Source organism: Streptomyces sp. CY-1 (assembly GCF_047218265.1).
GTDB lineage: Bacteria > Actinomycetota > Actinomycetes > Streptomycetales > Streptomycetaceae > Streptomyces > Streptomyces niphimycinicus.
On the sequence record NZ_CP178393.1, the window covers coordinates 365,753 to 390,036 of the forward strand.

At 68.0% G+C, this 24,284-nt stretch carries 24 protein-coding genes and 3 pseudogenes; 19 read left to right on the plus strand and 8 right to left on the minus strand.

Annotated elements, in window-relative coordinates; genetic code table 11:
• Positions 1-7: 7 nt before the first annotated feature.
• Entirely contained in the window at positions 8-796 is a 789-nt protein-coding gene (locus tag ACK1X7_RS01690; RefSeq protein ID WP_385147421.1) for an ABC transporter permease, read from the minus strand.
• A gap of 12 nt (positions 797-808) precedes the next feature.
• On the minus strand, positions 809-1,759 hold the full coding sequence (locus ACK1X7_RS01695) for an ATP-binding cassette domain-containing protein (protein ID WP_413114548.1): 951 nt from the start codon (positions 1,757-1,759) through the stop codon (positions 809-811).
• Positions 1,760-2,447: 688 nt separating this feature from the next.
• On the opposite strand from ACK1X7_RS01695, the gene ACK1X7_RS01700 reads away from it, so the two are divergent.
• The 14 genes and pseudogenes from ACK1X7_RS01700 to ACK1X7_RS01765 all read left to right on the plus strand — a co-directional run bounded on the left by ACK1X7_RS01700 (position 2,448) and on the right by ACK1X7_RS01765 (position 16,839).
• Positions 2,448-3,203, plus strand: a complete 756-nt coding sequence (locus ACK1X7_RS01700; RefSeq protein ID WP_385147372.1) for a (5-formylfuran-3-yl)methyl phosphate synthase — start codon at positions 2,448-2,450, stop codon at positions 3,201-3,203.
• Positions 3,204-3,211: 8 nt separating this feature from the next.
• A complete protein-coding gene (locus ACK1X7_RS01705; protein WP_390794190.1) occupies positions 3,212-4,615 on the plus strand; it encodes an aldehyde dehydrogenase family protein in 1,404 nt (467 codons plus the stop codon).
• Positions 4,612-5,721, plus strand: a complete 1,110-nt coding sequence (locus tag ACK1X7_RS01710) for an NAD(P)-dependent alcohol dehydrogenase (RefSeq protein WP_413114549.1) — start codon at positions 4,612-4,614, stop codon at positions 5,719-5,721. The genes ACK1X7_RS01705 and ACK1X7_RS01710 overlap by 4 nt, the downstream gene beginning before the upstream one ends.
• A gap of 109 nt (positions 5,722-5,830) precedes the next feature.
• On the plus strand, positions 5,831-6,739 hold the full coding sequence (locus tag ACK1X7_RS01715; RefSeq protein WP_390794188.1) for a class I SAM-dependent methyltransferase: 909 nt from the start codon (positions 5,831-5,833) through the stop codon (positions 6,737-6,739).
• A 910-nt stretch (positions 6,740-7,649) separates the two neighbouring features.
• Positions 7,650-7,805, plus strand: a pseudogene (locus ACK1X7_RS01720) (L-threonylcarbamoyladenylate synthase); the annotation flags it as partial.
• Positions 7,797-8,065: pseudogene (locus ACK1X7_RS01725) on the plus strand (molybdenum metabolism regulator); the annotation flags it as partial. The pseudogenes ACK1X7_RS01720 and ACK1X7_RS01725, both read left to right, overlap by 9 nt.
• 696 nt (positions 8,066-8,761) lie before the next feature.
• The gene (locus tag ACK1X7_RS01730) at positions 8,762-9,820 is read left to right on the plus strand and encodes a LuxR C-terminal-related transcriptional regulator (protein WP_413114550.1); all 1,059 of its coding nucleotides are present in this window, start codon (positions 8,762-8,764) and stop codon (positions 9,818-9,820) included.
• Between the two features lie 26 nt (positions 9,821-9,846).
• Positions 9,847-10,209, plus strand: coding sequence for a hypothetical protein (locus ACK1X7_RS01735; RefSeq protein WP_398159196.1), 363 nt, complete (start codon positions 9,847-9,849; stop codon positions 10,207-10,209).
• A gap of 517 nt (positions 10,210-10,726) precedes the next feature.
• Positions 10,727-11,998 carry a KamA family radical SAM protein gene (locus tag ACK1X7_RS01740; protein ID WP_413114551.1) on the plus strand — a complete coding sequence of 424 codons (1,272 nt, stop codon included), beginning with the start codon at positions 10,727-10,729 and terminating at the stop codon, positions 11,996-11,998.
• Positions 11,995-12,849 (plus strand): N-acyl homoserine lactonase family protein, encoded by an 855-nt coding sequence (locus tag ACK1X7_RS01745; protein ID WP_385147388.1) that lies wholly within the window; start codon positions 11,995-11,997, stop codon positions 12,847-12,849. Before ACK1X7_RS01740 ends, ACK1X7_RS01745 begins: the two co-directional genes overlap by 4 nt.
• Before the next feature lie 26 nt (positions 12,850-12,875).
• Positions 12,876-14,708 carry an FAD/NAD(P)-binding protein gene (locus ACK1X7_RS01750; RefSeq protein ID WP_385147391.1) on the plus strand — a complete coding sequence of 611 codons (1,833 nt, stop codon included), beginning with the start codon at positions 12,876-12,878 and terminating at the stop codon, positions 14,706-14,708.
• Positions 14,671-15,144: a cupin domain-containing protein gene (locus ACK1X7_RS01755; RefSeq protein ID WP_413114552.1), complete on the plus strand. Its 474-nt coding sequence runs from the start codon at positions 14,671-14,673 to the stop codon at positions 15,142-15,144. The genes ACK1X7_RS01750 and ACK1X7_RS01755 overlap by 38 nt, the downstream gene beginning before the upstream one ends.
• Positions 15,141-16,409, plus strand: coding sequence for an MFS transporter (locus ACK1X7_RS01760; RefSeq protein WP_390794185.1), 1,269 nt, complete (start codon positions 15,141-15,143; stop codon positions 16,407-16,409). The genes ACK1X7_RS01755 and ACK1X7_RS01760 overlap by 4 nt, the downstream gene beginning before the upstream one ends.
• Before the next feature lie 16 nt (positions 16,410-16,425).
• A complete protein-coding gene (locus ACK1X7_RS01765; protein ID WP_385147400.1) occupies positions 16,426-16,839 on the plus strand; it encodes a VOC family protein in 414 nt (137 codons plus the stop codon).
• A 71-nt stretch (positions 16,840-16,910) separates the two neighbouring features.
• Here the strand turns inward: ACK1X7_RS01765 and ACK1X7_RS01770 are convergent, their stop codons facing one another.
• Positions 16,911-17,042: a hypothetical protein gene (locus ACK1X7_RS01770; RefSeq protein WP_413116975.1), complete on the minus strand. Its 132-nt coding sequence runs from the start codon at positions 17,040-17,042 to the stop codon at positions 16,911-16,913.
• Between the two features lie 15 nt (positions 17,043-17,057).
• On the opposite strand from ACK1X7_RS01770, the pseudogene ACK1X7_RS01775 reads away from it, so the two are divergent.
• Positions 17,058-17,303 (plus strand): annotated as a pseudogene (locus tag ACK1X7_RS01775) (class I SAM-dependent methyltransferase); the annotation flags it as partial.
• Here the strand turns inward: ACK1X7_RS01775 and ACK1X7_RS01780 are convergent.
• Together ACK1X7_RS01780 and ACK1X7_RS01785 are read right to left on the minus strand one after the other, a co-directional pair.
• Positions 17,303-17,971, minus strand: a complete 669-nt coding sequence (locus tag ACK1X7_RS01780; protein ID WP_390794184.1) for an SGNH/GDSL hydrolase family protein — start codon at positions 17,969-17,971, stop codon at positions 17,303-17,305. The pseudogene ACK1X7_RS01775 and the gene ACK1X7_RS01780 overlap by 1 nt on opposite strands.
• A gap of 79 nt (positions 17,972-18,050) precedes the next feature.
• Positions 18,051-18,434 (minus strand): winged helix-turn-helix transcriptional regulator, encoded by a 384-nt coding sequence (locus ACK1X7_RS01785; RefSeq protein WP_390794183.1) that lies wholly within the window; start codon positions 18,432-18,434, stop codon positions 18,051-18,053.
• A 103-nt stretch (positions 18,435-18,537) separates the two neighbouring features.
• Between ACK1X7_RS01785 and ACK1X7_RS01790 the strand changes: the two genes are divergently transcribed.
• Together ACK1X7_RS01790 and ACK1X7_RS01795 are read left to right on the plus strand one after the other, a co-directional pair.
• The gene (locus ACK1X7_RS01790) at positions 18,538-18,939 is read left to right on the plus strand and encodes a RidA family protein (protein ID WP_390794182.1); all 402 of its coding nucleotides are present in this window, start codon (positions 18,538-18,540) and stop codon (positions 18,937-18,939) included.
• Positions 18,940-19,257: 318 nt separating this feature from the next.
• Entirely contained in the window at positions 19,258-19,929 is a 672-nt protein-coding gene (locus ACK1X7_RS01795; RefSeq protein WP_390794181.1) for a hypothetical protein, read from the plus strand.
• Between the two features lie 148 nt (positions 19,930-20,077).
• Here ACK1X7_RS01795 and ACK1X7_RS01800 read toward each other — a convergent pair whose 3' ends face one another.
• The gene (locus tag ACK1X7_RS01800) at positions 20,078-20,650 is read right to left on the minus strand and encodes a TetR/AcrR family transcriptional regulator (protein ID WP_385157115.1); all 573 of its coding nucleotides are present in this window, start codon (positions 20,648-20,650) and stop codon (positions 20,078-20,080) included.
• A gap of 146 nt (positions 20,651-20,796) precedes the next feature.
• Between ACK1X7_RS01800 and ACK1X7_RS01805 the strand changes: the two genes are divergently transcribed.
• Positions 20,797-21,534, plus strand: a complete 738-nt coding sequence (locus ACK1X7_RS01805) for an SDR family oxidoreductase (RefSeq protein ID WP_413114553.1) — start codon at positions 20,797-20,799, stop codon at positions 21,532-21,534.
• Positions 21,535-21,582: 48 nt separating this feature from the next.
• On the opposite strand, the gene ACK1X7_RS01810 is transcribed toward ACK1X7_RS01805, so the two are convergent.
• Entirely contained in the window at positions 21,583-21,960 is a 378-nt protein-coding gene (locus ACK1X7_RS01810) for a hypothetical protein (RefSeq protein WP_385157110.1), read from the minus strand.
• 188 nt (positions 21,961-22,148) lie between these two features.
• Positions 22,149-22,598, minus strand: a complete 450-nt coding sequence (locus ACK1X7_RS01815; RefSeq protein ID WP_390794179.1) for a MarR family winged helix-turn-helix transcriptional regulator — start codon at positions 22,596-22,598, stop codon at positions 22,149-22,151.
• On the opposite strand from ACK1X7_RS01815, the gene ACK1X7_RS01820 reads away from it, so the two are divergent.
• Positions 22,598-24,253 carry an FUSC family protein gene (locus ACK1X7_RS01820; protein WP_413114554.1) on the plus strand — a complete coding sequence of 552 codons (1,656 nt, stop codon included), beginning with the start codon at positions 22,598-22,600 and terminating at the stop codon, positions 24,251-24,253. The genes ACK1X7_RS01815 and ACK1X7_RS01820 overlap by 1 nt on opposite strands.
• Positions 24,254-24,284: the final 31 nt, after the last annotated feature.

The window sequence follows — 24,284 nt, forward strand, 5'->3', positions numbered from 1 at the left end:
CGGTGCCTCAGCGGGCGGCGGCCTTGCGATAGGCGCCGACGGCGGCGGGGACGACGATGGCGAGCAGCAGCGCGATCAGCGCGAGGGACAGCGGGATGGGGTACTGGACGGGGAGGGCGCTCTTACCGGTGCCGGTCGAGGTGTTGCCGAAGAGTTCGCGGCAGGCGGCCACCACGGCACTCACCGGGTTCCACTCGCACAGCAGCCGTAGCCAGCCCGGCAGACCGTTCAGCGGAATGAACGCGTTGGAGAGGAAGGTGAGCGGCATGACCAGCATGAACGCGATGGAGTTGACCGCTTCGGCGCTGCGCGCCAGCAGTCCGATGAGGGCGCCCAGCCAGGACATGGCGTAGCCGAGCAGCAGCAGGATGCCGAATCCGGCGATGGCCTTGGGGATGCCCTGGTGCACCCGCCAGCCGATGAGGTATCCGACGATGGCCATCGTGGCGCAGGCGATGACGGCGAGCGCCACATCGGAGAGGGTGCGCCCGATCAGCACGGCCGACCGGGACATGGGGAGGGAGCGGAAGCGGTCGACCACTCCGTTACCGAGGTCTCCGGCGACACCCAGGGCGGTGTTGCCCACGTTGGTGAGCATCATCTGGGTGAAGATGCCGGCCATCAGATACGAGCGGTAGTCGCTGCCCGGAACGGAGATCGCGCTGCCGAACAGCACGCCGAAGACGATCACGTACGCGACCGGCATCAGCGTCACACTGAGGAGCTTCTCCGGAATGCGGGCCAGATGCCGCATATGGCGGCCGAACAGTGCGGAGACGTCGCTGACGAGTTCCATGGTGCCCACGCCCTACCCTTCCTTGCTGGTGGTGCCGCCGGTAAGGGCGAGGAACACATCGTCGAGCGAGGGCCGGCGTACGGCGAATCCGATGGGACGCACCTGGGCGGCGTCCAGGGCGGAGGCGGCCTCGGCGACTGTTTTGAGCTGGTCGCGGAGGGCTACGGAAACCATCCGTCCGTGTTGTTCGACGGCCGGCTCCATGGCGGTGACCTCCCGCAGGGCGGTGACGGCCGCGGGGATCGCGGCGTCGTCCTGCACGGTCACCTCGAGGCGTTCGCCACCCACCTTGGCCTTGAGTTCGTCCGAAGTGCCGTCGGCGATCACGCGTCCGCCGTCGATCACCGCGATCCGGTCGGCGAGCTGATCGGCCTCTTCGAGGTACTGGGTGGTCATCAGGACCGTGACACCGCCGGCCAGTTGCTCGCGGATCATGTCCCAGAGGATGAGTCTGCTGGTCGGGTCGAGGCCGGTGGTCGGCTCGTCGAGGAAGAGCACCTTGGGGTCGGCGATGAGGCTGGCGGCCAGGTCCAGCCGTCTCCGGGTGCCACCGGAGTACGTCTTGACGGTGCGGTCGGCGAACTGCCCCAGGTCGAGCCGGTCGAGCAGCACCTCGGCGCGAGCCTTCGCCCCGCGTCGGCCCAGGCGGTGGAGCACCCCGACGAGCTGGAGGTTCTCCCGGCCGGTGAGCCTTTCGTCGAGGGCCGCGTACTGACCGGTGAGGCCGATCCTGCGGCGTACCTCGCGCGGCTGGGTGCGTACGTCGTATCCGGCGACACTCGCGCGGCCCTCGTCGGCCTCCAGCAGTGTGGCCAGCACCCGCACCGTCGTCGTCTTGCCCGCTCCGTTGGGGCCGAGCAGGCCGAGGAGTGTTCCCGCCGGAACGGACAGGTCCACGCCGCGCAGCGCCTCGTGGTCCCCGTATCTCTTACGGATCTCCTCGGCCTCTATGGCTATATCCACGAATTCACACCTCACGCACTTGGAACATACATTGCATTGCATCGCCCGCTCATACGCAATGGGCGCATGGCGGCGACGAGTGGCATACGCCAACAGCAATTCAAAAGCACGTGGCCCCCGTTCATTAAAGCGATAGGCCGTCGCCAGAGAATTCCTCGGCGGACGGCAGCGTCACTTAAGCAGTCGGCACACGCACCTGGCAAGGCCCGTCCGGATCACGACCCAATACCGGTCGGTAATTTATTGATCAACGGTAAGTGATGAGGGAGCGAGACTCCGGGACGATATCCGATTTACCCTCATTCCGCCGTACCGCTTGCCGCCGCCAACGCCCGATCGCGCCCGTGGACATGACGGTCGGACATCTGTCGTTCCGGTGGCCCACCGGCTTTATCCACTCGGGGAACATCGCGTAAATTCTGACGATCTTCTCAGGCGAGGCAGCCGCCAGTGCGTCATCTCACAGCCGGCCGAGGCGTCACGAGGCCCACGACGCGTGCGGCTGGGCCGCTCCGAAACGGCGTAGACCGTGCGTTGGGGGCGCGGGTGCGTCATGCAGTGACCCGTTCGGACTCCGCGCGCCCTGCCGGTGGCCACGGGCCGCGGCAATGATGAGCGGACCGCACGTAATCCACGACTCCGCACACCTGCCCTGTGGCGGGTGGATACGCGGTGGAAGGAATGTACGTTGTTGCTTCTCATCTCCCCGGACAGCGTCGACGAGGCCCTCGACTGCGCCAAGGCGGCCGAGCACCTCGACATCGTCGATGTCAAAAAGCCCGACGAGGGCTCGCTCGGTGCGAACTTCCCGTGGGTCATCAGGGAGATCCGCGACGCGGTCCCGGCGGACAAGCCGGTGTCCGCCACCGTGGGAGACGTGCCGTACAAGCCCGGCACGGTGGCCCAGGCGGCGCTCGGTGCGGCCGTCTCCGGAGCCACCTACATCAAGGTCGGCCTCTACGGATGCGCGACGCCCGACCAGGCCATCGATGTCATGCGCGGGGTCGTCCGGGCGGTGAAGGACTACCGGCCGGACGCGTTCGTCGTCGCCTCGGGCTATGCCGACGCCCACCGGATCGGCTGTGTCAACCCGCTCGCGCTGCCCGACATCGCCCGCCGCTCCGGTTCCGACGCGGCCATGCTCGACACCGCCATCAAGGACGGAACACGGCTGTTCGACCACGTTCCGCCCGATGTCTGCGCGGAGTTCGTCCGGCTGGCCCACGAGGCCGAACTGCTCGCCGCCCTCGCGGGCAGCGTCAAGGCCGGCGACCTCGGCGAACTCACCCGCATCGGCACGGACATCGTGGGGGTGCGCGGGGCGGTCTGCGAGGGTGGCGACCGCAATGCCGGAAGGATTCAGCCGCAACTGGTGGCGGCCTTCCGGGCGGAGATGGACCGGCACGCCCGGGAATACGCGGCCACCGTCGCCACCGCGAGCTGACCGCGGACATGCCGACACATCAGCCCCATCGCACGCCGGGGCCCCTCGGCGAGCGCTTCGCCGTCCTCGATCCGGCGACGGGCGCGGCCTTCGACGAGGCTCCCGACCAGCGGCCGGAGGAGTTGGACGCCATCGTCGACCGGGCCCACGATGCCTGGCGCGGCTGGCGGGCCGACCCCGTCGCCCGCACCACCGCGCTGTTCGCGGCGGCCGACGCCGTGGAGGCGGCCGGGGCCGACCTCGCTCCGCTGCTCACCCGTGAACAGGGCAAGCCCCTGGCCGAGTCGTACGCGGAGATCGCCCGCACGGCGGCCCGCCTGCGCTACTTCGCCGAACTGGACCCGGTGCCCGAGCCGATCACAGACGGCCGGCCGGTGCGCACCGAACTCCGCTGGCGACCGCTCGGGCCCGTCGCCGCGATCGTCCCGTGGAACTTTCCCCTCCAGCTCGCGTCGGCGAAGTTCGCGCCCGCGCTCGCCGCGGGCAACACGATGGTGCTCAAGCCCTCCCCGTTCACGCCCCTGGCCACACGGCTGCTGGGGTCCGTCCTCTCCGCCGCCCTCCCCCAGGACGTACTGACGATCGTCACCGGTCGCGAACCCCTCGGTGCCCGCCTCGTGTCCCATCCGGGAATCCGCCATGTGACCTTCACCGGTTCGATTCCCACCGGACGGGCCGTCGCCGAGGGCGCGGCGGCCTCGCTCGCCCGGGTCACCCTGGAGCTGGGCGGCAACGACGCCGCCATCCTGCTGGAGGACGTGGCGGTGGAGCGGATCGCGGACCGGCTGTTCTGGGCGGCGTTCCGCAACTGCGGGCAGGTCTGTATGGCGGTCAAGCGCGTCTACGCCCCGGCCCGGCTCTACTCCCAGGTGGTCGAGGCCCTCGCGGAGCGCGCGAAGACCGTCGTCGTCGGACCCGGACTCGACCCGGGCTCGCAACTGGGGCCGGTCGGCAACGCTCCCCAGTTGGAGCGGGTCGAGCGCCGCACGGCCCAGGCCCTGGCGGACGGTGCCAGAGCCGTGGCCGGTGGTCACCGGCTGGAGGGGCCGGGCTACTTCTTCGCCCCGACGATCCTGGCCGATGTCCCGCCCGGCAGCCCGGTGGTGACGGAGGAGCAGTTCGGCCCGGTCCTGCCGGTGCTGCCGTACGGGCGTCTGGACGAAGCCGTCGAGGCGGCCAACGACACCGGCTTCGGGCTGGGCGGCTCCGTGTGGGGAACCGACCTCGACCGGGCCGGGGCGGTGGCCGGCCAACTGGAGTGCGGGACGGCATGGATCAACCACCACGCCGAACTGTCCCTCGCCCAGCCCTTCGCGGGCATCAAGGACAGCGGTGTCGGCGTCGCGGGCGGGCCGTGGGGGCTCTACGGAAACCTCAGGCCGTTTGTCGTGCACCGTCCGGAGGAGGCGTGACGAAGAGGTTCGGTGCGGCGGTACTGCGCTCGTACGAGAGCCCCTTCGCCGTCGAGGAGGTGAGCCTGGGCGCGGGACCGGCCGACGGGGAGATCCTGGTCAGGATCGCGGGCTGCGGGATGTGCCGGACCGATCTCGCGGTCCGGCGTTCGGCGGGCCGCTCACCACTGCCTGCGGTGCTCGGCCATGAGGGGGCCGGGGTGGTGGTGGAGACGGGCGGCCCGGACACGGGCCTGAGCGTCGGCGACCATGTCGTGCTGAGCTTCGACTCCTGCGGACACTGCCTGAGCTGTCTGGGCGCGGCGCCCGCCTACTGCGACTCCTTCGCCCCGCTCAACCTCTTCGGAGGGCGCACGGAGAACGCGACACGGTTCACCGACGCGGCCGGGGCCGCCTTGGCCCCCCGGTGGTTCGGCCAGTCCTCGTTCGCCGAATACGCGATGGTCCCGGCCCGCAACGCCGTCCGGGTCGATTCCTCGCTGCCCATCGAACTGCTCGGACCGCTCGGCTGCGGCTTCCTCACCGGCGCCGGAGCGGTGTTCAACTCCTTCGGTGCCGGCCCCGGCGACAGCATCACGGTCTTCGGCGCGGGAGCGGTGGGCCTGGCCGCGGTGATGGCGGCCACCGCCGCCGGGGCGGTGACCGTGGCCGTCGACCGGCACCCCGAACGGCTGGCCCTCGCCGAGCGGTTCGGCGCGAGCCCGCTGCCCGCCGCATCGGCCGGCCTGCCCGAGCGCATTCGGCAACTGACCGACGGTGGCGCGCGGTACGCGCTGGACACCACGGGCTCCGGCCAGCTCATCAACGACGCGCTGCGGGCCCTGCGCCCCACCGGCCACCTCGGCCTGGTGGCCCGGCTCCACACCGCGCTGCCGCTCGAACCGGGCACGCTGGACCGGGGCCGGAGGATCTCCCACATCTGCGAGGGGGACGCGGTGCCCGGACTGCTGATTCCACGGCTGACCGCGCTGTGGCAGGCCGGGCGGTTTCCCTTCGACCAGTTGATCCGTACCTACCCGCTCGCCGATATCAATGAGGCCGAACGCGACTGCGACGCGGGCCGCGTGGTCAAACCCGTCCTGATCCCGGCGCGGACGGGCCGATGAGCGAGGCACTCGACGCCACGCCCAGCCGATCGACCGCCACATCATTCGTACTTCGAATTCCTCGTATTCCTCGCTGTTCGTAGTCTCTGCTCGCACCAAGGGAGGACACATGGTCGGCACAGCGCATCGGAGCGCCGGTGTGGAGGGCGTGGAAGGGGGTGTGGGCCTGACCGCTCTCCTGGTCGCCGCGGCACGGGCGATCGAGACCCACCGCCACGACAGCCTGGCACGGGATGTCTTCGCGGAGCATTTCGTGCTCGCCGCACCGGCGTGCGCGGGCTGGCCGGTCCGCATACAACAGGTTCCGGCCGGAGACGCGGATCCGCTGTGGGGGCGATTCGCGCGCTACTTCGGGCTGCGGACGAGGGTCCTCGACGACTTTCTCCTCCGGTCGGTACAGGGGGGAAGCGCCTGCCAAGTGGTGCTGCTCGGGGCGGGGTTGGATACACGGGCGTTCCGGCTCGACTGGCCTCCCGGGTGTGTGATCTTCGAGATCGACAGGGAAGGCGTGCTGGCGTTCAAGCACCAGGTGCTCGGCGGGCTGTCGGCCACCCCGAAGGCGGCGCGCGTACCGATCCCGATCGATCTGCGCGCCGACTGGGTCGGAGCGCTGACCGACGCCGGCTTCGACAAGGCCGCACCGAGCGTCTGGCTGGCCGAGGGGTTGCTGTTCTATCTGCCAGGCGCCGCCGAGAGGTACCTCATCGACACAGTCGACCTGTTGAGCACGGGCGGCAGCGCCCTGGCGTTCGAGGTCAAGCTCGAGAAGGACTTGCTGGCCTACCGCGACAGCCCGCTCTACACCTCTACGAAACACCAGATCGGCATCGACCTGCTCAACCTGTTCGACAGCGAGCCGCGCCCCGACTCCGCGGGTGATCTGACGGACAAGGGCTGGTCCACATCGGTCCACACCCCCTTCGACTTCACCCGCCGCCACGGGCGCGGCCCGCTGCCCGAGCAGAACGACGCGCTGGCGGGCAACCGGTGGGTGTTCGCGAACAAGCCCCGGCCGTGACGCCACCGTCGGACGGCCCAGCCATACCCGGCCCGCACGGCAGCCCGGGCTTCGCCATCCACATACTCTCCCGGCTCCCCCGCCCCCTGCGCGTTGCCGTTTTGCAGGAGGTCTGCAGACGCTCAAGGCCACCGTCCGCGCGGCGCTCGCGACAACCGCCGCCCTCACCATGCAGATATCCATTCCCCCGCGGGCCTCCATTGCCGCTGCGCCCATGACCATCCCGCTTCGGGAAGCCGTCGCGTCCTTGCCCATGGCTGATGAGGACCGCACCAGATGTGACCTCGAAGAGTCCGTTGGCGGCTGCACCATCGCGATCAGCGCCCGGACTGGTCCGGGACTCCTCGGCGCGGCTGCTCCGTGGGCGCTTTCGCCGGACGCACCATCGGCGACGCGCACAGCGGTACAGGTATCGTGACGACGCGCACAGCGGTACAGGTATCGTGCACCATGCCCTGCTCATCGCCGAGCCGGAAAGGACCGTCGTGCGCGGGCCCTTCCGCCCCTTCCCTCACCCGGGCGCCGGCTGCGAGCTGGCGCTCGTCCCCAAACCGCCGTGGTTCGTCACCGCACGCGGCGTCGCCACGGTGGCAGGACGCCGCCTGACCCACTTCGCCGAGAAGCCGTCCCGGGTGTGGCTGCCGGCGGTGTCCGCCGCTGCCTCCCTCGCCCGACTCTCCCACCGCCCCGCCCTCTCGTGCTGTCCGTCGGCGGTCCCGGCGCCGCCGCCGGCTGTCTCGGCCCGCCGGCGACTTCTGTCCGAATCTCCGGGAGGAACAGTGACGACAAGGCTGCACCGTGTGCTGTCCCCAGGACGAGGACGCTGAATCAGCGTGCCGATCGTCCTGGCCGTGCCCGCCGCGACCTGTTGTTGATCACCTAGGCTCGGTGGACGGCGAAGTATTTCGACGTGCACCCCGACAATCCCCAGCAGCGCACCATCAGTAACGTGACCGACCGCCGCTCCGGCGCGCTCGTCGCCTGTCCGACGGGCTCCTGCTTCGCTGGGGTGCCGGCGGGCAATCGCGACGGCATGGGCCGGATCCAGTCGATCCGGGACCTTGACGGGACCCGTCTGCGGAAGCTCAGCACGGGCGGCGGCTCAGCGCCGTCGATGCAGTGCCGCGACGAGCGGCCGTACTTGGTGACCACGGACGGCTCGCCGGTGTGCGTGGACACGAGCGAGGCAGCCATCTGCGCGGCGCAGCAGGGCACGCGGTGCCGGTGGCGAGGGACGTCAAGCTCGCCGCGGCCGTGCCGACCTACGCGCCGGCCACGACTGTGGGCGCGGTGGCGACCGTCGCCCACGCTCCCGCCGGGGCGGTGTCGGACCTCGCATCCGTAGGCTGACCAACCCGGCGAACCTTGGGCGCATGACTGAGCTGTCGTGCGGTTCGGATGCGCGGTGACTGCCGAGGAGGAGTCTGCCTCCGGTTGGATACCGGCACCCGCTGCTCGTTCTGGCGGGCGTGGTGGTCTGCAAGGGCGGGCACGTCAACGCTCCGACGTCGACCCCCTCGGCTGCCGATCCCGTCTTCATGGTCGATGGTGTGATTGCCGAGTTGCCATAGGAGCCGCCGGGCGTACTGGGTGGACCCGACGGACGGTGGCTGGGCTGACCTTGTGCCCGAGGCGCCGTATTTCGCTGTGCACGCATCGGAAGCCCCAGCGGGGGTTCTCGGTGCCGAGTCCTCCCGGGCTCGTAGCGTGGGGCCGGCCCGCGGTTTTGTGAGCCAGTGGTCGTCCGGGGCCGAGTGGCGCGCAGCGCGCCCCGTATCGCCCCTGGGCGCGCCGGATTGTCCGCGCGTTGGTGCCGCGTTAGTCGATGGACGATGGACGATAGTAGGAATTCGACCGTTCGCGGCACTTGCTTCGGATGCGGCGGACGCGGGCGAACTGACGTGGTGATGGCCGTTCAGCCGTTTTACAGTGACGGTTTCGCGCTCTTGCGCCGTTAGTACCTGTTGGCGATCTTGTTGGTTTATTGGGATGGTCTTCAATTCCAGAAAGGGGAACATAGCCATGTCTACGGGCTATACAAACCTGGAAACCGACAAAACCGCCAATGATGACAGTCGTCTGATGGCTGTCCTCTATGCCTACGCGGCAGCCCGGGACAGCGTCTCCCGCGCCGAACTCTTGCGACTTGCGGACACCTCGCCCGATAAGGCCGGACAGGCGATCGACAGGCTGCTCCAACTCAAGGTGCTCACCAGCAAGCCCGGAGACCCGGATCGTCTCATACCCGTGGCGCCGGCCACCGCCTACACCCAACTTCTTTTGCCGGCGATCCGCGAACTGCGCGAACGGCAGATGATGATTAACGAAGTGAGCGCGGAACTAGTGGATCTGCTTCCCGTCTACGAGAAAAGCGTCATGGAAGGCGTAAGGGAACATTTATTGCATCGTCTCGACAATGCGGATGCCGTCCGCCTGACCCTGTCCGAACTCTCGGCCCGCGCCACCAGGGAGATCCTCATCTCCCAACCCGGCGACCCTCACCCCGACCCCGTCCTCAAGGAGACAACGGACTGCGCCGTAGGCGTGCTTGAGAGTGGCGTACGCATGCGTACGCTCTATCAGTACGCGGCGCAGTTCCATCAGCCCACTGTCGACCACGCCTCACTGCTTGTCGAAAACGGCGCTGAAGTCCGTGTTGTTACGCATGTGTTCATGCGGCTCATCGTCTTCGACCGCGAAGTCGCCCTCGTCGAGCTGGTTGGCAACCCCAAAGGCGCCTTGCTCATACGTGACCTGAGCGTCATCCACTTCCTCGTTGGCGCCTTCGAGCGGGCTTGGGGTAAAGCCCTGCCCTTCCCGCTCGCCCACGAGCGGGACCAGATGCTGTTCAGCTCGGAGGAGATGAAGACGGCGATCGTGGAACTTCTCGTCGAAGGCTATGACGACAAGGTTGTCGCCAAGCGCCTCGGCATCTCCTTGCGCACCTTCCAGCGCCACCTGGCCGAGGTTCTGCGCCGCATCGGGGCCCACAACCGGCTCCACGCCGGCTACCTGCTGCGTGATCTCGACATACTCCAAGAGAAAAGCACCCGACAGCAAAATCGGCGAGTCGCAGGGTAGTTGTCTGTTAGCTCGACGAGGCCGTAATGCCTTACGTCCTCGCTTCACGCCTGGATGAAGCGCGCCGTGACTACACCGCTACCCGCATCTTCGGCGAGCAGCTCGATGGCACCGGTCTCGCCACGTGGGCACGGCCGAATGGCGGCTGCTTCATCGCGCTCAGCGTCCTCGACGGCTGCGCCCGCGAAGTGGTGCGCCTGGCCGCCGAGGCCGACATCGCCGTCACGCCGGCCGGGGCCACTCACCCCTACGGCGACGATCCCAACGACACCGTGATCCGTATCGGCCCCACTTACCCCATGCTCGAAGAGTTGGAGCGGATCGCCTACGGCATCACCGTGTGCGTGCGGCGCGCCGGCCACGAGAGGCTGATCGCCCAGCAAAACTGAACCAGCGATCACATTCGACAACGAGCGCAACAAGGCCGGGCCATGCCCGGCCTTGTTGTATTTACGTTGACGACGACAGTCCGATTAATGTTGAATTATTCCTTTTTGCCCTGTGGCGGGTTTACGTCAGTCGCATGCGCGACGACTTGCGGCCGCGACAGGTGTCTCATTGTTCAGGCAGGATCATGGTGCGTCGGACGGCATGACGAGTAATCACTCCACTCATCAGTGAGGACTGAGGGCAGTCGTGCATGGAACCGCAACACGAATCGTCGTCATGACATTTGGGGCAGTAACTGTGACGCCCGCATTGCGCCCCTAGCTCCGACTTGGTGAACCCGCAAGTCGCGCAAGCTTCCGGAACTGCAGAGGATGATCTCGGCTAGGGGTGAGGGGCTCGGATCAACGCTCGCCCACACCGCTCGGTTTCGAAGAGGGAAAGGGACTCGAATTGAATGTCGGAAAGTTCACGCCCTACAGTGGAAAAACAATTCAACGCGCCCCACAATGGGGGCGGGTGCCCGAGGAACTCCGCGAGGCCGTCACTGTGGTCTCCCAGGTTCTCCCGTTCCGTACCAATCAGTACGTGCTGGATGAGCTCATCAACTGGGACAACATCCCGGACGACCCCATCTTCCGGCTGAACTTCCCTCACCGGGCAATGCTGGACTACGCCGACTACGCCACCCTGCGGGATGTCATCGCCGCCGGCGACAAAGGGCAGATCGCGCTTCACGTGGGGAGGCTCCGTCAGCAGATGAACCCCCACCCCGCCGGCCAGCGAACCCACAACATACCCGAGTTGGACGGCGAGGAAGTCCCGGGGATCCAGCACAAATACCCCCAGACAGTACTGTTCTTCCCCAAAGCTGGACAGTCCTGCCACGCCTACTGTACGTTCTGCTTCCGCTGGCCGCAGTTCGTCGGCGACGACGAACTCGCCTTCGCCGCCAAGGATGCCCAGGGTCTGACCGCCTACCTCGCCCGTCACCGGGAGGTCACCGACGTCCTGATCACCGGCGGCGACCCGCTGATCATGCGGACAAACACTCTGGGCCGCTATATCGAACCACTCCTGACGCCGGAGTTCGAACACATCCAGAACATCCGGATCGGCACCAAATCGGTCGCCTACTGGCCCCAGAGGTTCGTCACCGACCGGGATGCCGACGAACTCATCCGGCTGTTCGAGCGGATCGTCACCGCTGGTAAGCACCTGGCGATCATGGGCCACTACAACCACCCCGCCGAGCTGCGCCCCGACATCGCACAGACCGCCCTGAAACGGATCATCGCCACAGGCGCGAACACGCGCCTCCAGTCGCCGGTGCTGAGGCACATCAACGACAACGCCGAGGCGTGGCGGGAGCTGTGGACGACCGGGGTGCGGCTGGGCGCCATCCCGTACTACATGTTCGTCGAACGCGATACCGGCGCCCGCTCCTACTTCGAGATTCCCCTGGTGAGGGCGTACGAGATCTTCCGCGACGCATACCAGCGGGTCTCCGGCCTTGCCCGTACCGTGCGCGGCCCGTCGATGAGCGCGTTTCCGGGCAAGATTCTCATCGACGGCACCCCCACCATCCACGGCGAGAAGGTGTTCGCCCTTCAGCTCCTTCAGGGGCGTAACGCGGACTGGGCCCGCCGGCCGTTCTACGCCGAATACGATCCGAACGCGACCTGGTTCGACCAGCTCATCCCGGCGTTCGGGGCGGAGAAGTTCTTCTTCGAGGACGAGCTTCCGCTCCCGGCACCCGAGGCTCGTGAACTGGCGGTGGTGGGCGCGTGAGCCGGCTGCCAACCCACGAACTCCTCGCACTCAGGTTCGGGACTCAGAGAGGGCGACTCGCGCGGGAGAACTTCCTGTTCGCCGACGACCGCTGCGCCACCGACACTCCGGCCGGGTTCGACTTCTACATCTGGGTCATCCGAGGTCAGGATCAGGTGATTGTCGTCGATACCGGGTTTGCCGCCCACACGGGGGCGCGGCGTGGCCGCGAGCAACTTCATCACCCCGTCGAGGCCCTCGCCGGTCTTGGCATCGACCCCACCGACGTGTCGCATCTGCTGATCACGCACATGCACTGGGACCACGCCGGTCACCTCGCCGCCTTCCCCACGGCTCGCGTTCATCTCCAAGAGCGGGAGCTCGCGTTCTGCACCGGCCGCGCCATGCACCATGCCGCACCCCGCCGCCCCTTCGAGGCGGAGGATGTGAACGCGGCGATTCGGCTGCTGTTCGACGAGCGCCTCACCCTGCACCGGGGCCCGGCGACGATTGTGCCCGGCGTCGAGGTGCACCCGGCCCCTGGGCATACCCCCGGCCTTCAAGTGGTACGCGTTCACACGAAGCGTGGCTGGGTGGTATTGGCGAGCGATTCGTCGCACCTGTGGGCCAACATCCGTCGCCGGGCCCCGTTCCCGATCCTCGACCACCTCGCCTCCATGGTCGAGGCGTACGAGACCGTCGAAGATCTGGCGGACGGCGTCGACCACATCATCCCCGGTCATGATCCTCAGGTCGCCACCCGCTTCCCTCAGGTAGAGGACGCCCCCCGCTGGGTGCGGTTGCACGAGGAGCCCATAGCCCCGTACACCGACCCGGCGGAGCTGGAGCTGAGCGAGCGGGTGATCTCGTGAGGGCTGTTCAGGTCACGATTGTCGGGATGGGGCCGCGCGGCCTCGGCATCCTCCAGCACATCGCCCAGCGAGCCCACCAGCTCCCCGAGGACGTTGAGCTGGACGTCCACCTCGTCGACCCCGGCGACACCGGGCAAGGGGCACACTCCAACCGACAGCCCGAGTATCTGCTCACCAACACGCTCGCCAGCCAGCTCACCATGTTCCCCGACGGTAGCGGCCCGTCGTTCACCGATTGGGCCCAGCAGGTTGACTACCGCCGCTTCGCAGGTGGCTACTACCGCACTGGCGAGGCATCTGGGGAGCCGATCGGGCCACACGACTACCTGCCGCGCAACTTGCTCGGTGAGTATCTCTCCTTCGTGTCCGACCACACCATCAGCTCGCTGCCCGCGAGCGTGCGAGTGGTGCACCATCAGGCTCGCGCCATCGACATGGAGCAGTTGTCCCCGCCCGGCAGGTACGTGGTGCGGACCGAGGACGGCTACGAGATTCCCTCCGATTTCCTGTTCCTCGCCACCGGGCACTGCCGGCGCACCCCCACCGACGAGGACATCCGGTTCGAGAATTTCGTCAGCGAACACCAGGGCCGCAACGACCGCCTCGCCTACCTGGCGGACTGCTACCCGGTCGACAAGCTTGGGCGCATCGCCCCCGGAGCTACGGTGGCCGTGCAGGGTTTCGGACTGACCGCCCACGACGTCATCGCTCACCTCACCATCGGCAGGGGCGGACGTTTCGAGGGCGACGGCCACGACATGCGCTACCTACCGTCCGGGCGCGAGCCGAGCATCCTGTTGTTCTCCCGTCAGTGCCTGCCCGCCGCCGCACGCGGCATCAACCAGAAGGGCCTCGCCGGCGCCTACCAGCCGCACTTCTTAACCCTCGATGCCATACGCGGTTTGCGTGAGCATGCGGGGCGGGAGCGCGGCAGCACGCAGATCGACTTCGAGGCGGAAGCCGCACCGCTACTACTTCGAGAAATGGGCTACGTTTACCGCTCCACACTGGAGCAACGTCATATCCGGCCCGACCAGTACGAATTCGCGGCGGCCGATCAGGCCGCCGTCGACGCCATCGTCGACCCGCTGGCCGGCAAGAGCTTCAGGGATCTGGACTCCTTCCGCGCCTTCTTCACGGCGTTCGTCACCGAGGACCTGAAGCACGCCGAGGAAGGAAACCGGACGAGCCCTGTCAAAGCTGCCACCGACGCCATCCGAGACATCCGCGCCAGCCTGCGCGAGGCCGTCGAGTTCTCCGGCCTGACACCGGATTCGCATCGGGTGTTCAACACTCGCTGGGTGCCGCTCATGAACAGGATCTCGTTCGGGCCGCCCCGCCGCCGCAACTACGAACTTCTCGCCCTGATGAACGCTGGTGTGGTCGATCTGGCCGGAGGACCGGGCTGCCGTGTCATCCCCGACCCTGAGACGGCCCGGTTCACCGTTGAAACCGACTTCACCAAGGGCCCCACCGTCCGGCACGCCGACGCCTTGGTGGCGGCGCGCCTGGACTTGTTCCACCCCGAGACGGACAGTTCCCCGCTGACCGCCCGCCTGCTGGCACGCGGTTTGATCCGTCCCTATGGCAACGGCTCCTACGAGCCGGGCGGTGTGGACATTACCCCCAGCGGCCGCGTCATCGCCAAGGCCGGGACGCCGCTCACAGGTGTATGGGCTGTCGGATACCCCGTCGAAGGACCGCGGTACTACACGTACTACCTGCCCAGGGACGGGCAGAAGTCGCGATTCACCGACGAGGCGAACGCCGCCGTGTGCGACATGTGGCAGCAACTCACGATCATCGAGGAGGATGATTCCCGTGCCGATCGGCAGCGGCAGTCAGTTTCCATACCCTGACTTCAAAAAGCGCTACGACACCCTGCCGCCCGAGCCAGTGGTGTGGCGGTGGGCGGACACCTCCGGCCGGCTCAGCGACACGGAGCACCCCGAACGCGGCACACTCGCCCTGTCCCTGCCGAACGGCAGCGCCGAAATCATCCGTGATGTCGCCGTCGCCTACCAGGTCATCCCCGCTGGGAAGAACACCACCCCGCACGCGCATACCTGGTATCACCTGTTCGTCGTGCAAGCCGGCACCGGCACTGTCACCTTCCACGACACCAGCGAGACAACCGATCTGAGTCTCGGGGACCTTCTGCTCGTCCCGGCCTGGTCGCTGCACCACTTCGACAACCCCACGAGCCAGAACCTCGTCCTGCTGAACCTGATGAACATCCCGCTGTTGGCCCATCTGGGGAACCTGGCCTCCAGGCAATCGGAGCCCGGCGCGTGACGGCGCGAGAGGTCGGCGAGGCGGCGCCCGCCGAGCGAGCTGTCCACTCAACGGGGTCGTACAAGTGGGTCGTGCTTGCCGTAGCCGTTACCGCGCTGACTTCTGGCTCGATCGTCTACTCCGGCGTCAGTGTCCTGCTGCCGTTCTGGAAGGACACCTATCACCTGTCCGCGGCCACCGCTGCTCTCGCGGCCACGGCGATCCAGGCTGGGCCGATCACCTCGATGCTGATCATCGGGCGGGCCATCGACCGCTACGGAGAGCGCTGGGTCGTCTCTCTTACGATGTTCGCCATGGGCATCACGGCGTTCATCGCCGCTGCCGCGGGTCGCAATTACCCTGTGCTGCTGCTGTTCATCCTGGTGATGGGCGCCTTCTACGGGTCTATTCTGCCTGGCGGGCAGCGAGCCATCACCCGATGGTTCGAACCCGGCCTACGAGGTATGGCCACTGGTATACGCCAAGCCGGTCTGCCGATCGGCGCCTCCATCGCCGGGGCGATCCTGCCCGCCGTCGCCCTGCACCGAAGCTGGACCGCAGCCATGATCGTCCAGGGAGCGGCCGGCATCCTCGGGGGCGTGGTCTTCGCCACCTTCTACCGCCAGACAGGTGACGCCACTACGAGTGCGCGAAAGACGCCGGTAAACCTGCGCCGCTTGATCCTCGGCCTCGTGCGCGACAGGGCTGTCCGCTCGCTTCTCATCGCCGGGCTCGCTTTGGCCGCGTTCCAGTACGTGTTCTCCGTGCAGATCTTGATCTTCCTCAACGATCACCTGCGCATCCCGATTGTCACGGCGGGCTTCATGTACTCGGTGGCCCAGGCTGCCGGGATCGCCGGCCGGATCGGTCTCGCCTGGATCAGTGACCGTTTCTGGCCCGGCATGCGGATGCGCTCCCTGAAGTGGCTTCTCGCCTTCTCCACGATCCCGATCACTGCACTCAGCGTGCTGACCCCCGGCTCGCCCCGCGTGCTTGCTTACACGCTCTGCACGCTGCTGGGCCTGCTCAGCGTCGGCTGGTACCCGCTCTACCTCGTACAGGTCACCGACATCGCCCCCCAGCATGCGGTCGCCTCCACAATCAGCTTCGCGATCACCCTGAATCAGATCATCGCCGCCACCATGCCACCGTTGTTCGGCGCGCTCGTCGGCGCCACCGGCTACCCGGTCGGCTGGCTCTTCCTGGTGGTCATTCTGATTCTGACGGCTGCCCAACTGCACCGCACGCAGGCCGCCCCGAACCCCATCGCATCGCGGACCTCCTGAAGGGACACACACGCTCATGCTCAAGCGCATTGACCATATCGGTGTCGTTGTCGACGACCTGTTCCGCGCGAAGAAATTCCTTGAAAGCCTCGGTCTCACCCTCGAGTTCGAACGCGAGGTGCCCGAACGCAATGTAAAAGCCGCGTTCTACCGGGTGGGTGACGGGGCTCGTATCGAGCTCATCGAACCCACCACCAGCGAGGCCCGCCGGCGCCGTCTCGGCGACGGCGACCAGGCTCGCATCGAGCACATCGCAGTCGAGGTCGACGACAGCATCACCAAGATCATGCAGACGCTTCGTGGCCTCGGCGTCGAATTCGTCGCTCCTCAGCCCGTGGCGATCGACGGCAACCTCAATGCCTTCTCCCGGCCCGACACCTCGGAGGGGATTCAGTTTCAGCTCCTCGAGCGCGACGCCGCGAGGGACTGACCTGCGCGTTTCACCTGCCGCAGGGTCCAGACCTTGATCCGAAAAGCGAAGGCTCCTTCTCTGGTTGTGGCCTACCAGGAGACCGTGCCGTCGCGCAGGAAGGCGACGATGTTCCAGTTCACGGGGGACGTCCTGTCGATCAGGCGGATGTGCTCGTGTACCCGCTCACTGATCGCCTTCGGGCGTCCCCCGCTCCATTTCAAGTCCAGCGCGGTACCCCCCCGTTCAAGCACCAGGTGCTCGGCGGGCTGTCGGCCACCCCGAAGGCGGCGCGCGTACCGATCCCGATCGATCCGCGCGCCGACTGGGTCGGAGCGCTGACCGACGCCGGCTTCGACAAGGCCGCACCGAGCGTCTGGCTGGCCGAGGGGTTGCTGTTCTATCTGCCAGGCGCCGCCGAGAGGTATCTCATCGACATAGTCGACCTGTTGAGCACGGGTGGCGGCGCCCTGGCGTTCGGGATTCACGCGACCAGGCGCAGCCAGGCCGCCGCCAGTGCCGCGTGACCGGCCGGTGTCGGGTGTACGCCGTCCGCGGCCCAGTACTCCGGCCCGGTCGTCGCGGTGAGCTCGGCGAACATGCCGTCGGCGGCGAGCAGTTGCGCGCCGTACCTGCGGGCGAGCTCGCGCACGACCTGGATCTTCGGGTCCAGGTCGGTGCGCCATTCCTTGCGCTCTTCCTCTCCGATGCGCACGACACCGGCACCGGCCTCGACAACGCCGTGAATCGGCAGGAGGAACGGCTCGATGAGGATCAGCTTCGTGCCCGCCTCGGCGAGGGGCGCGAGCAGGCGGTCATAACCGGCTTCGAACTCCTCCACGGGGATCACGTAGCCCTTCGGGTCCAGCGTGTGCCAGCCCATGTCGTTGACCCCGACGAGGATGGACACCACGTCCGGGCGCGCGTCGAGTACGTCTGTCTGCCAGCGGGCCTCGAGGTCCATCACCTTGTTGCCCCCGATCCCGGTGTTCAGCCAGGTCACGGGCCGGTCCGGGTGCCGGAGTCCCCACTCGCCCGCGACGCGCAGCGGGTAGCCGAACCCCAGGCCGTCCTCGCTCTCCAGCCGTTGGCAGTCAGTGATCGAATCGCCGGTGAACATCACGGTGCTTCCCGGTCGGACAGTGATCGTCATACGCGCTCCTTGAACTCGGGTGAGGACTCGAAGCAGAGCTTTGCCACTACGCCACCGGGGGCGTGCTGCTGAGCGCCCGTCAGGCGCCGAAGCGACGGCGCGCGTCCTCGATATGACCGAGATAGGTGTGGGTCCAGCCGCACATGCCGTCGACCGTCGCGCGCAGGGCCCGGCCCGCCTCGGTGAGGGTGTACTCGACCCGGGGCGGCACGGTGGGGTGCACCTTCCGCTCGACCAGACCGTTGCGCTCCAGCATGCGCAGGTTCTGGGTGAGCATCTTATGGCTGACGCCCTCGACGTCCTTCCGCAACTCACTGAAGCGCAGAGTGCGCTCACCGAGCGCCTCGATGATCAGGAACGCCCATTTATTGGCGACGTCCGAGAAGATCTCCCGCGCCAGCGAGTCCGCGCGCCTCAGGTCCGCGTCCTCGGGCAGGCCCTTGAGCAGTTGCTTGGTCACCATCAGGTTCCCCAGTCACCGAAAAGTGCGTTCTTCCAGGTAGGCTACCACTCTCCTAAAGTTTCCCAGTAACTACAAGAGAGCAAGACAGAAGGGGCGAGCACCATTGGCCACCAACGATGTCTTCAACCACAACGTGCCGGCCGAGAGCGACTTCGGCTACTCGCAGGCGATCAAGTCCGGCGATCTCATCCACGTATCCGGACAGCTCTCGCTCGACGAGACGGGTGAGTTCCGCTACGCGGGCGACTTCGCGGCCCAGCTCGAGCAGACCTACATCAACCTGGACAAGGTCCTGGACCACTACGGCGTCACCCGGAACCAGGTCGTCTCGCAGACCCTGTACGTGGTGAACCTGCTACAGCGCGCCGCGGCGACCGCCGAGGGCAACCTGGCGTACTTCGGCGACCACCGCCCGGTCAGCACGGTCCTCGGCGTCACTGAACTGACCTTCCCCGGCCAGGTCATCGAGATCAGCTTCGTCGTCGACACGAAGCTGCCCGCCTGAGCCTGTCCATCACGGCCGCACACCGGGCGCCGGCCGGCCATGGCTGGCCGACATGGAGCTTGCCGCCCGCCCTTATGCGCCCTGGATAATTCTGCCGTCGCCGCCGCGCACTGCCAGCGCGGCGGCCAGGTTTGGAGGGCTCCGCTCCTTTCCGCCTTCCCCGCCTGATCCACCTCAGTTTCCCTCTGCACCGCTCTGTTCTCCTCTGTCCCTCTCTGTTCCATCTCGCCGATCAGGAACGCAGTGATGATCATTCACGCTCATGGAACGATTCAGCACCTTTTCGGGATCAACCGAAGACATCCTGGCGAGACACACGTGAGAAAGCTGAAGCTGGGCAGCAGATCAGCCCGACTGGCGTCCGCGCTGGCGGTCGGGTTACTGATGGTGACCGGCCTGACGGCCACCTCGGCCAACGCCGCGTCATCCTCGGCCAACGCCTCACCCGAACTGGGCGTTCGCTTCTACCCCGACGGTGACGGCCAGTGCGACGGGCCGACGAACCCGCCGGAGCGGTGGGTCACCGCTCCCGACTGGACCACTGCCATCCGCCTGGACACCGACAACCGCGCGGGCGGCTGCCAGTTGGCCTTCGGCATCTATGACCCGTCGAACTCCCTCGCCGGCCTGACCGCCACCTACACCTGGGTGGCAGAGCCCGGCAGCGACGAAAGCCAGTGCCAGAACGGCGGCACGCACACGATCCCGATCAAGCCGTTCAAGACCTTCGGCGACAACATCCGGGTGGACACCGACGGCCGAGCGGGCTGGTGCAACCTCACCTTCGCCCTGTCCGGCCGCGGGGACGTCGGCCTCGACGTGCAGTTCTACGGCGACGGCGGCGCCGACGCCTCAGGCCAGTGCAAGAACTACCGCCCGAAGGACACCTACGACACGGCTTACGAGGGCCACCCCGTGACCGTGAGCGACGACACCGACGGCCGCGCCGGCGGCTGCTACCTGTCGCTCCGCCTGAACCGCCTGTTCTAGACCCTCTTCAAGGGCTCACCTCGCCGGTGAAAGCGGCCGCCGCCCGCTGGCCCCCTGACCACGAACCGGGCCAGTGGGCCGACGGCTCGGCGGCGACGGCCCGGTGCCTCCCGAACCGCTGTCGCATCGAGACTCCGAGCCCGCGCCATCACGGACGGACTCTCAGTCCGTCCAGGGTGAGGTCGAGTAGGCGCTCGGCCCGCTCCCGGTGTTCGGGCATGCCCGAGGTGACGGCGATGCCTTCGAGGGCGGCGCCCATATCGGTGGGGCTGATGTCGGTACGGATCGTCCCGGCGGCTGCACACGCGTCCATCAGGGCGGTGATGGCGACCTGGATCATCTCCCGGCTGTGGCCGTAGGGGTTGTTTCCCCCGGCGGCGATGGCGCGCAAGGCGTCGACCATGCCGAATTTCGCGGTGACGTAGTCCAGGAAGAGGCGTGTCCAAGCGCGCAGGGCTTCGTAGGGCGGCTTCTCCGCGAGCAGCTCGGGGACGGCGTCGCACAGTTGAGCCACCTCGTTGCGGTAGACCGCCTCGATCAGAGCCTCACGGGTGGCGAAGTTCCGGTACAGCGTCGCGCTGCCCACACCCGCCTCCTTGGCGATGCGTTCCAGGTGCGTATCCAGCCCCTCCTCGGCGAACATGCGCACCGCGGCCGCGAGAATCCTGTCTCTGTTACGCCGCGCGTCGGCTCGCAACGGGCGCTGCGCGCTGTCGGCCATCAGTGATCGCCATTCCCCTCCGGTCCCCTTCACTTGCTAAACGGAGGGCCGCCCACTTAGCCTCTCGTCACGTAAGTGGGGACGCCCCCAGTTCCACTGTAGGCCATGGCCGACGTGTACACATCCCCCTTGGAAGGACGTTGATCATGTCAGGTGTCGAAGGCAAGGTCGTAGTGATCACGGGCGCCAGCAGCGGCATCGGAGCGGCGACGGCGATCCACCTCGCCGAGAAGGGCGCCCGGCTCGTGCTCGGGGCCCGACGGGAAGACCGGTTGCACGCGGTGGTCGACCAGATCACGGCGCGGGGCGGCTCGGCCGTGGGGACGGTCATCGACGTGACGCGCCGCGAGGACCTCGTGCGCCTCACGGATACGGCGGTCGACCGGTTCGGCCGGCTCGATGTCCTGGTCTCCAACGCCGGCACGATGGCGGTGTCACCGTTCGACGAACTGCGCCGGGACGACTGGGACGCGATGGTCGCGACACACATCACCGGCCTGCTGAACGGTATCGGAGCGGCACTTCCCCTCTTCAGACGGCAGCGCTCCGGCCAGTTCGTCAACATCGCCTCCACCGCGGCCTACGTCGTGAAGTCCCCGCAGGCCGTCTACGCGGCCACCAAGACGGCGGTGAAGGTGCTGACCGAGGGATTGCGGCAGGAGTCGGGACCCCATCTGCGAGTCACCCTGGTCTCCCCCGGGTTCACCAACACCGAGGGCGTCGGCAAGGGGGCGAGCCCCGAGGCAGCGGCGGCGGCAGCCCGACAGCGCGACGAGATTGCCATCCCGCCCTCCGCCATCGCGTCCGCGATCGGTTACGCGATCGAGCAGCCCGCCGGCGTCGACATCAGCGAAATCGTCGTCCGGCCCACCGTGCAAGCCTGACGGCCAACGTTTCCGACCGGGCGGGCCGACAGGGAAGACGCCGGAGTCTCACGCGGCAAGTATCTGTGCCGCCGCCACGGCGGGCAGGGGTGCCACCGGGATGCGCACCGGCGCGACCGGGTCATGGGCGGGCCAGACGCGGTACGTGGTCTTGCCCGGGTCCACGAGGGGATCACCGAGGGCGATCCGCCCCTGGGAGTAGAGCCTGTCGCATACGGGGGTGGGCAGCGCGACGTAGCAGCCTCCCCTGTCGGCGGCATGGTCGTACGGCTGCCAGTAGCCGTACCTGCGTCGGCCGCGTGCGTGCACGGTGAGAAACACCGGAGTACGGGAGTCGGACATGACGCGGAGAACGCCGGCGTCGGCGGCAGCCTCGAACGGGACGTCGGAACGGGAGCGGGAGTGGTAGAGGACGGGGGACACCATGGCTGCCTTCCGAGGGCCGGGACTCACGATCAGCTACCCCAATTAAAGCAGCTATTCGATCTTGCTTGCAGAACTTCCGCCGGAGTCACGGCACTTGAGCGCCGACGGAGAGGTAACTTGACCCCTCCCTCGCGGTGTTCGCCCCCGCCGTGCCCGCGAATCGTCGCCGCCTCGCCGGCCGAACGGTGTCAGCCGCCGGGCAGAACGGCCGGGGAGTCGGCCAGGCGGTCCATCAGGCGGGCGGCGAGCAAGAGGACCTGGCGCTCGGTCTCGTTGAGGTCGGCCAGGGCGATGTCGAGCCATGCGTCGCGCTGTGCCATGTCGCGGTCGAGGGCCTCGTCGCCAGACTGCGTGATCGCCAGCACCTGCTGTCGGCCATCGCGGGTGTCACGCGTACGGCTGATCAGGCCGTCGCGTTGGAGCTCGGCGAAGACCCGGGTCAGGGATTGCGGCTGCTGACGGTCGGCGGCGGCGAGGGCACCGGCCGACATGGGGCCGTTGCGCCGCAAGTGGCCGAGGATGCTGCACTTGTTGAGGCTGAGCCCTTCCGCGGGGCGCTCCGCGCTCAGCCTCCGGGCGAATCGGACGGCATCTGAAGGCCCGATCTCCCATATTCCATCGGCGGTGATGCTACGCAATGCTTACGTTTTCGATGCCGCTGCGCCGGACACCGCGCTTCGACCCGACGTGGATGCACCTGCGGGCCACCGCCGTGGCCATGGCCACCGTGCTCGGTGCGTACGGCTGTGCGCTGCTCATCGAGCAGAAGGCAGGACTGCACGTGGACAGCATCGTGCAGTGCGTCGTGATCGCCTCCGCTCTCGGCCGGATACAGCGGGTCCTGGACCGGACGGACCGGCTCCTGTCATGCGCCGTGCTGCCATGCGCGGCGGCCGGCGGAACGGAGCTGACCACGCTGATCCAGCGCCATCCCCAGGTGGGTGACGTGGTGTTCGTCCTGGCCATGGCCGGGTCGATCTGGTTGCGGCGGTTCGGACTCCGCGCCGCACGGGTGGGCACTCTCGTCACATTGCCGCTGGTCGCCGTCCTGGTCGTGCCCGGTGGCACCGGGGCCGTGGGCGGGCACGAGCGGACCGGGTGGGCGGCGGTGATGGCACTGGTCGCGGTCGCCTGGGGGACGCTGCTGATGTGGGTGGCGCAACGTATCGGCCTCGTCGGCAGGCCACCGGCGGCCCAGGTGGTCACGGCAGCCGGTCCGGCGCGCCGCGGGATACCGGCCGGCACCCGGATGGCATTGCAGATGGCGGCCGCGCTGGCCGCGGCGTTCACCGCGGGCCGGATGCTGTGGCCGGACCACTGGGCCTGGGTGGTCCTCACGGCGTTCCTGGTCTCCAGCGGTGCGCGAAGCCGTGCGGATGTGCTGGTGAAGGGGGCGTGGCGAACGGTCGGCGCATCGGCCGGCACGGTGGTGGCGGGGGCGGTCACCGGATCGTTCGGACCCCGGTCGGACACCGTGGTGGTGCTGATCTTCGCAGTGCTGACGGTGGGCACCTGGCTGCGGGAGTTGAGCTATGCGTACTGGGCGGGCTGCGTCACGGCTGTGCTGTCGCTCCTCTACGACTGGTTCGGGCAGAGCCCGGGGGACTTGCTGCGCACCCGGCTGGCGGCGATCGCGGTCGGCGCGGTCATCGGTGTCACGGCGTCCTGGCTGGTGCTGCCGATCCGCACCTCCTCGGCGGTGCGGGCCCGCACCGCCACCACGCTGGCCGCCCTGATCGAGCTGCTGGAAGCCGACTGGCACGACGGCCGGGCCGTCCATCTGGCCCGGGCCCGCTTCCGCCACCGGGTCGAGCAACTGGAGGTCACCACCGCACCGCTGCGGATCCTCGCCGCGCTGCCCCTCCCCCACGCGCCGTCCGCACGGCGACGGCGGCGCATCGGGGCGCTCGGGGCGCTGCGTGCCGTGGCGGCCCTGCGGCGCTGTGCCGGACCTGTTGGTGATCTCACCGCCGCCATCACCTCCGCGCCGGACACGCTCGCCGACGACCCGAGCCTGGGCCGGCGGCGCGAGGAGGTGGCGGCGCACGCACTCGCCATACGCCGCGCCATCGGCCGCCGACCGGCACCACAGGGCGCCCCCGGACCCAATCCACCGGCGAAGGCCGGTCCACCGGGGCCGGGGCCGGGGCCGGAAGCGGCCGTGGCCATGCGGACTCTCGCCGCGATCGACACCCAACTCGGCATCCTCGCAAGGGTGTTCCGTCAACCGCCGGTCACACCCGCGTCGAATCCGGCCGTGCCCACCCCTCGGTTCGAGAAGCGCATGAGCTGACCAGACGCAGTATTGACATCCCCAGCAGCAC

What these genes read in the sequence shown, in the direction of transcription:
- ACK1X7_RS01765 (WP_385147400.1), top strand. Translation starts at nt 16,426, where the DNA reads ATGCTCAAGCGCATTGACCATATCGGTGTCGTTGTCGACGACCTGTTC.
- ACK1X7_RS01705 (WP_390794190.1), top strand. Translation starts at nt 3,212, where the DNA reads ATGCCGACACATCAGCCCCATCGCACGCCGGGGCCCCTCGGCGAGCGC.
- ACK1X7_RS01715 (WP_390794188.1), top strand. Translation starts at nt 5,831, where the DNA reads ATGGTCGGCACAGCGCATCGGAGCGCCGGTGTGGAGGGCGTGGAAGGG.
- ACK1X7_RS01785 (WP_390794183.1), bottom strand. Translation starts at nt 18,434, where the DNA reads ATGGTGACCAAGCAACTGCTCAAGGGCCTGCCCGAGGACGCGGACCTG.
- ACK1X7_RS01730 (WP_413114550.1), top strand. Translation starts at nt 8,762, where the DNA reads ATGTCTACGGGCTATACAAACCTGGAAACCGACAAAACCGCCAATGAT.
- ACK1X7_RS01800 (WP_385157115.1), bottom strand. Translation starts at nt 20,650, where the DNA reads ATGGCCGACAGCGCGCAGCGCCCGTTGCGAGCCGACGCGCGGCGTAAC.
- ACK1X7_RS01780 (WP_390794184.1), bottom strand. Translation starts at nt 17,971, where the DNA reads ATGACGATCACTGTCCGACCGGGAAGCACCGTGATGTTCACCGGCGAT.
- ACK1X7_RS01750 (WP_385147391.1), top strand. Translation starts at nt 12,876, where the DNA reads ATGGGGCCGCGCGGCCTCGGCATCCTCCAGCACATCGCCCAGCGAGCC.
- ACK1X7_RS01735 (WP_398159196.1), top strand. Translation starts at nt 9,847, where the DNA reads ATGCCTTACGTCCTCGCTTCACGCCTGGATGAAGCGCGCCGTGACTAC.
- ACK1X7_RS01810 (WP_385157110.1), bottom strand. Translation starts at nt 21,960, where the DNA reads ATGGTGTCCCCCGTCCTCTACCACTCCCGCTCCCGTTCCGACGTCCCG.
- ACK1X7_RS01690 (WP_385147421.1), bottom strand. Translation starts at nt 796, where the DNA reads ATGGAACTCGTCAGCGACGTCTCCGCACTGTTCGGCCGCCATATGCGG.
- ACK1X7_RS01805 (WP_413114553.1), top strand. Translation starts at nt 20,797, where the DNA reads ATGTCAGGTGTCGAAGGCAAGGTCGTAGTGATCACGGGCGCCAGCAGC.
- ACK1X7_RS01820 (WP_413114554.1), top strand. Translation starts at nt 22,598, where the DNA reads ATGCTTACGTTTTCGATGCCGCTGCGCCGGACACCGCGCTTCGACCCG.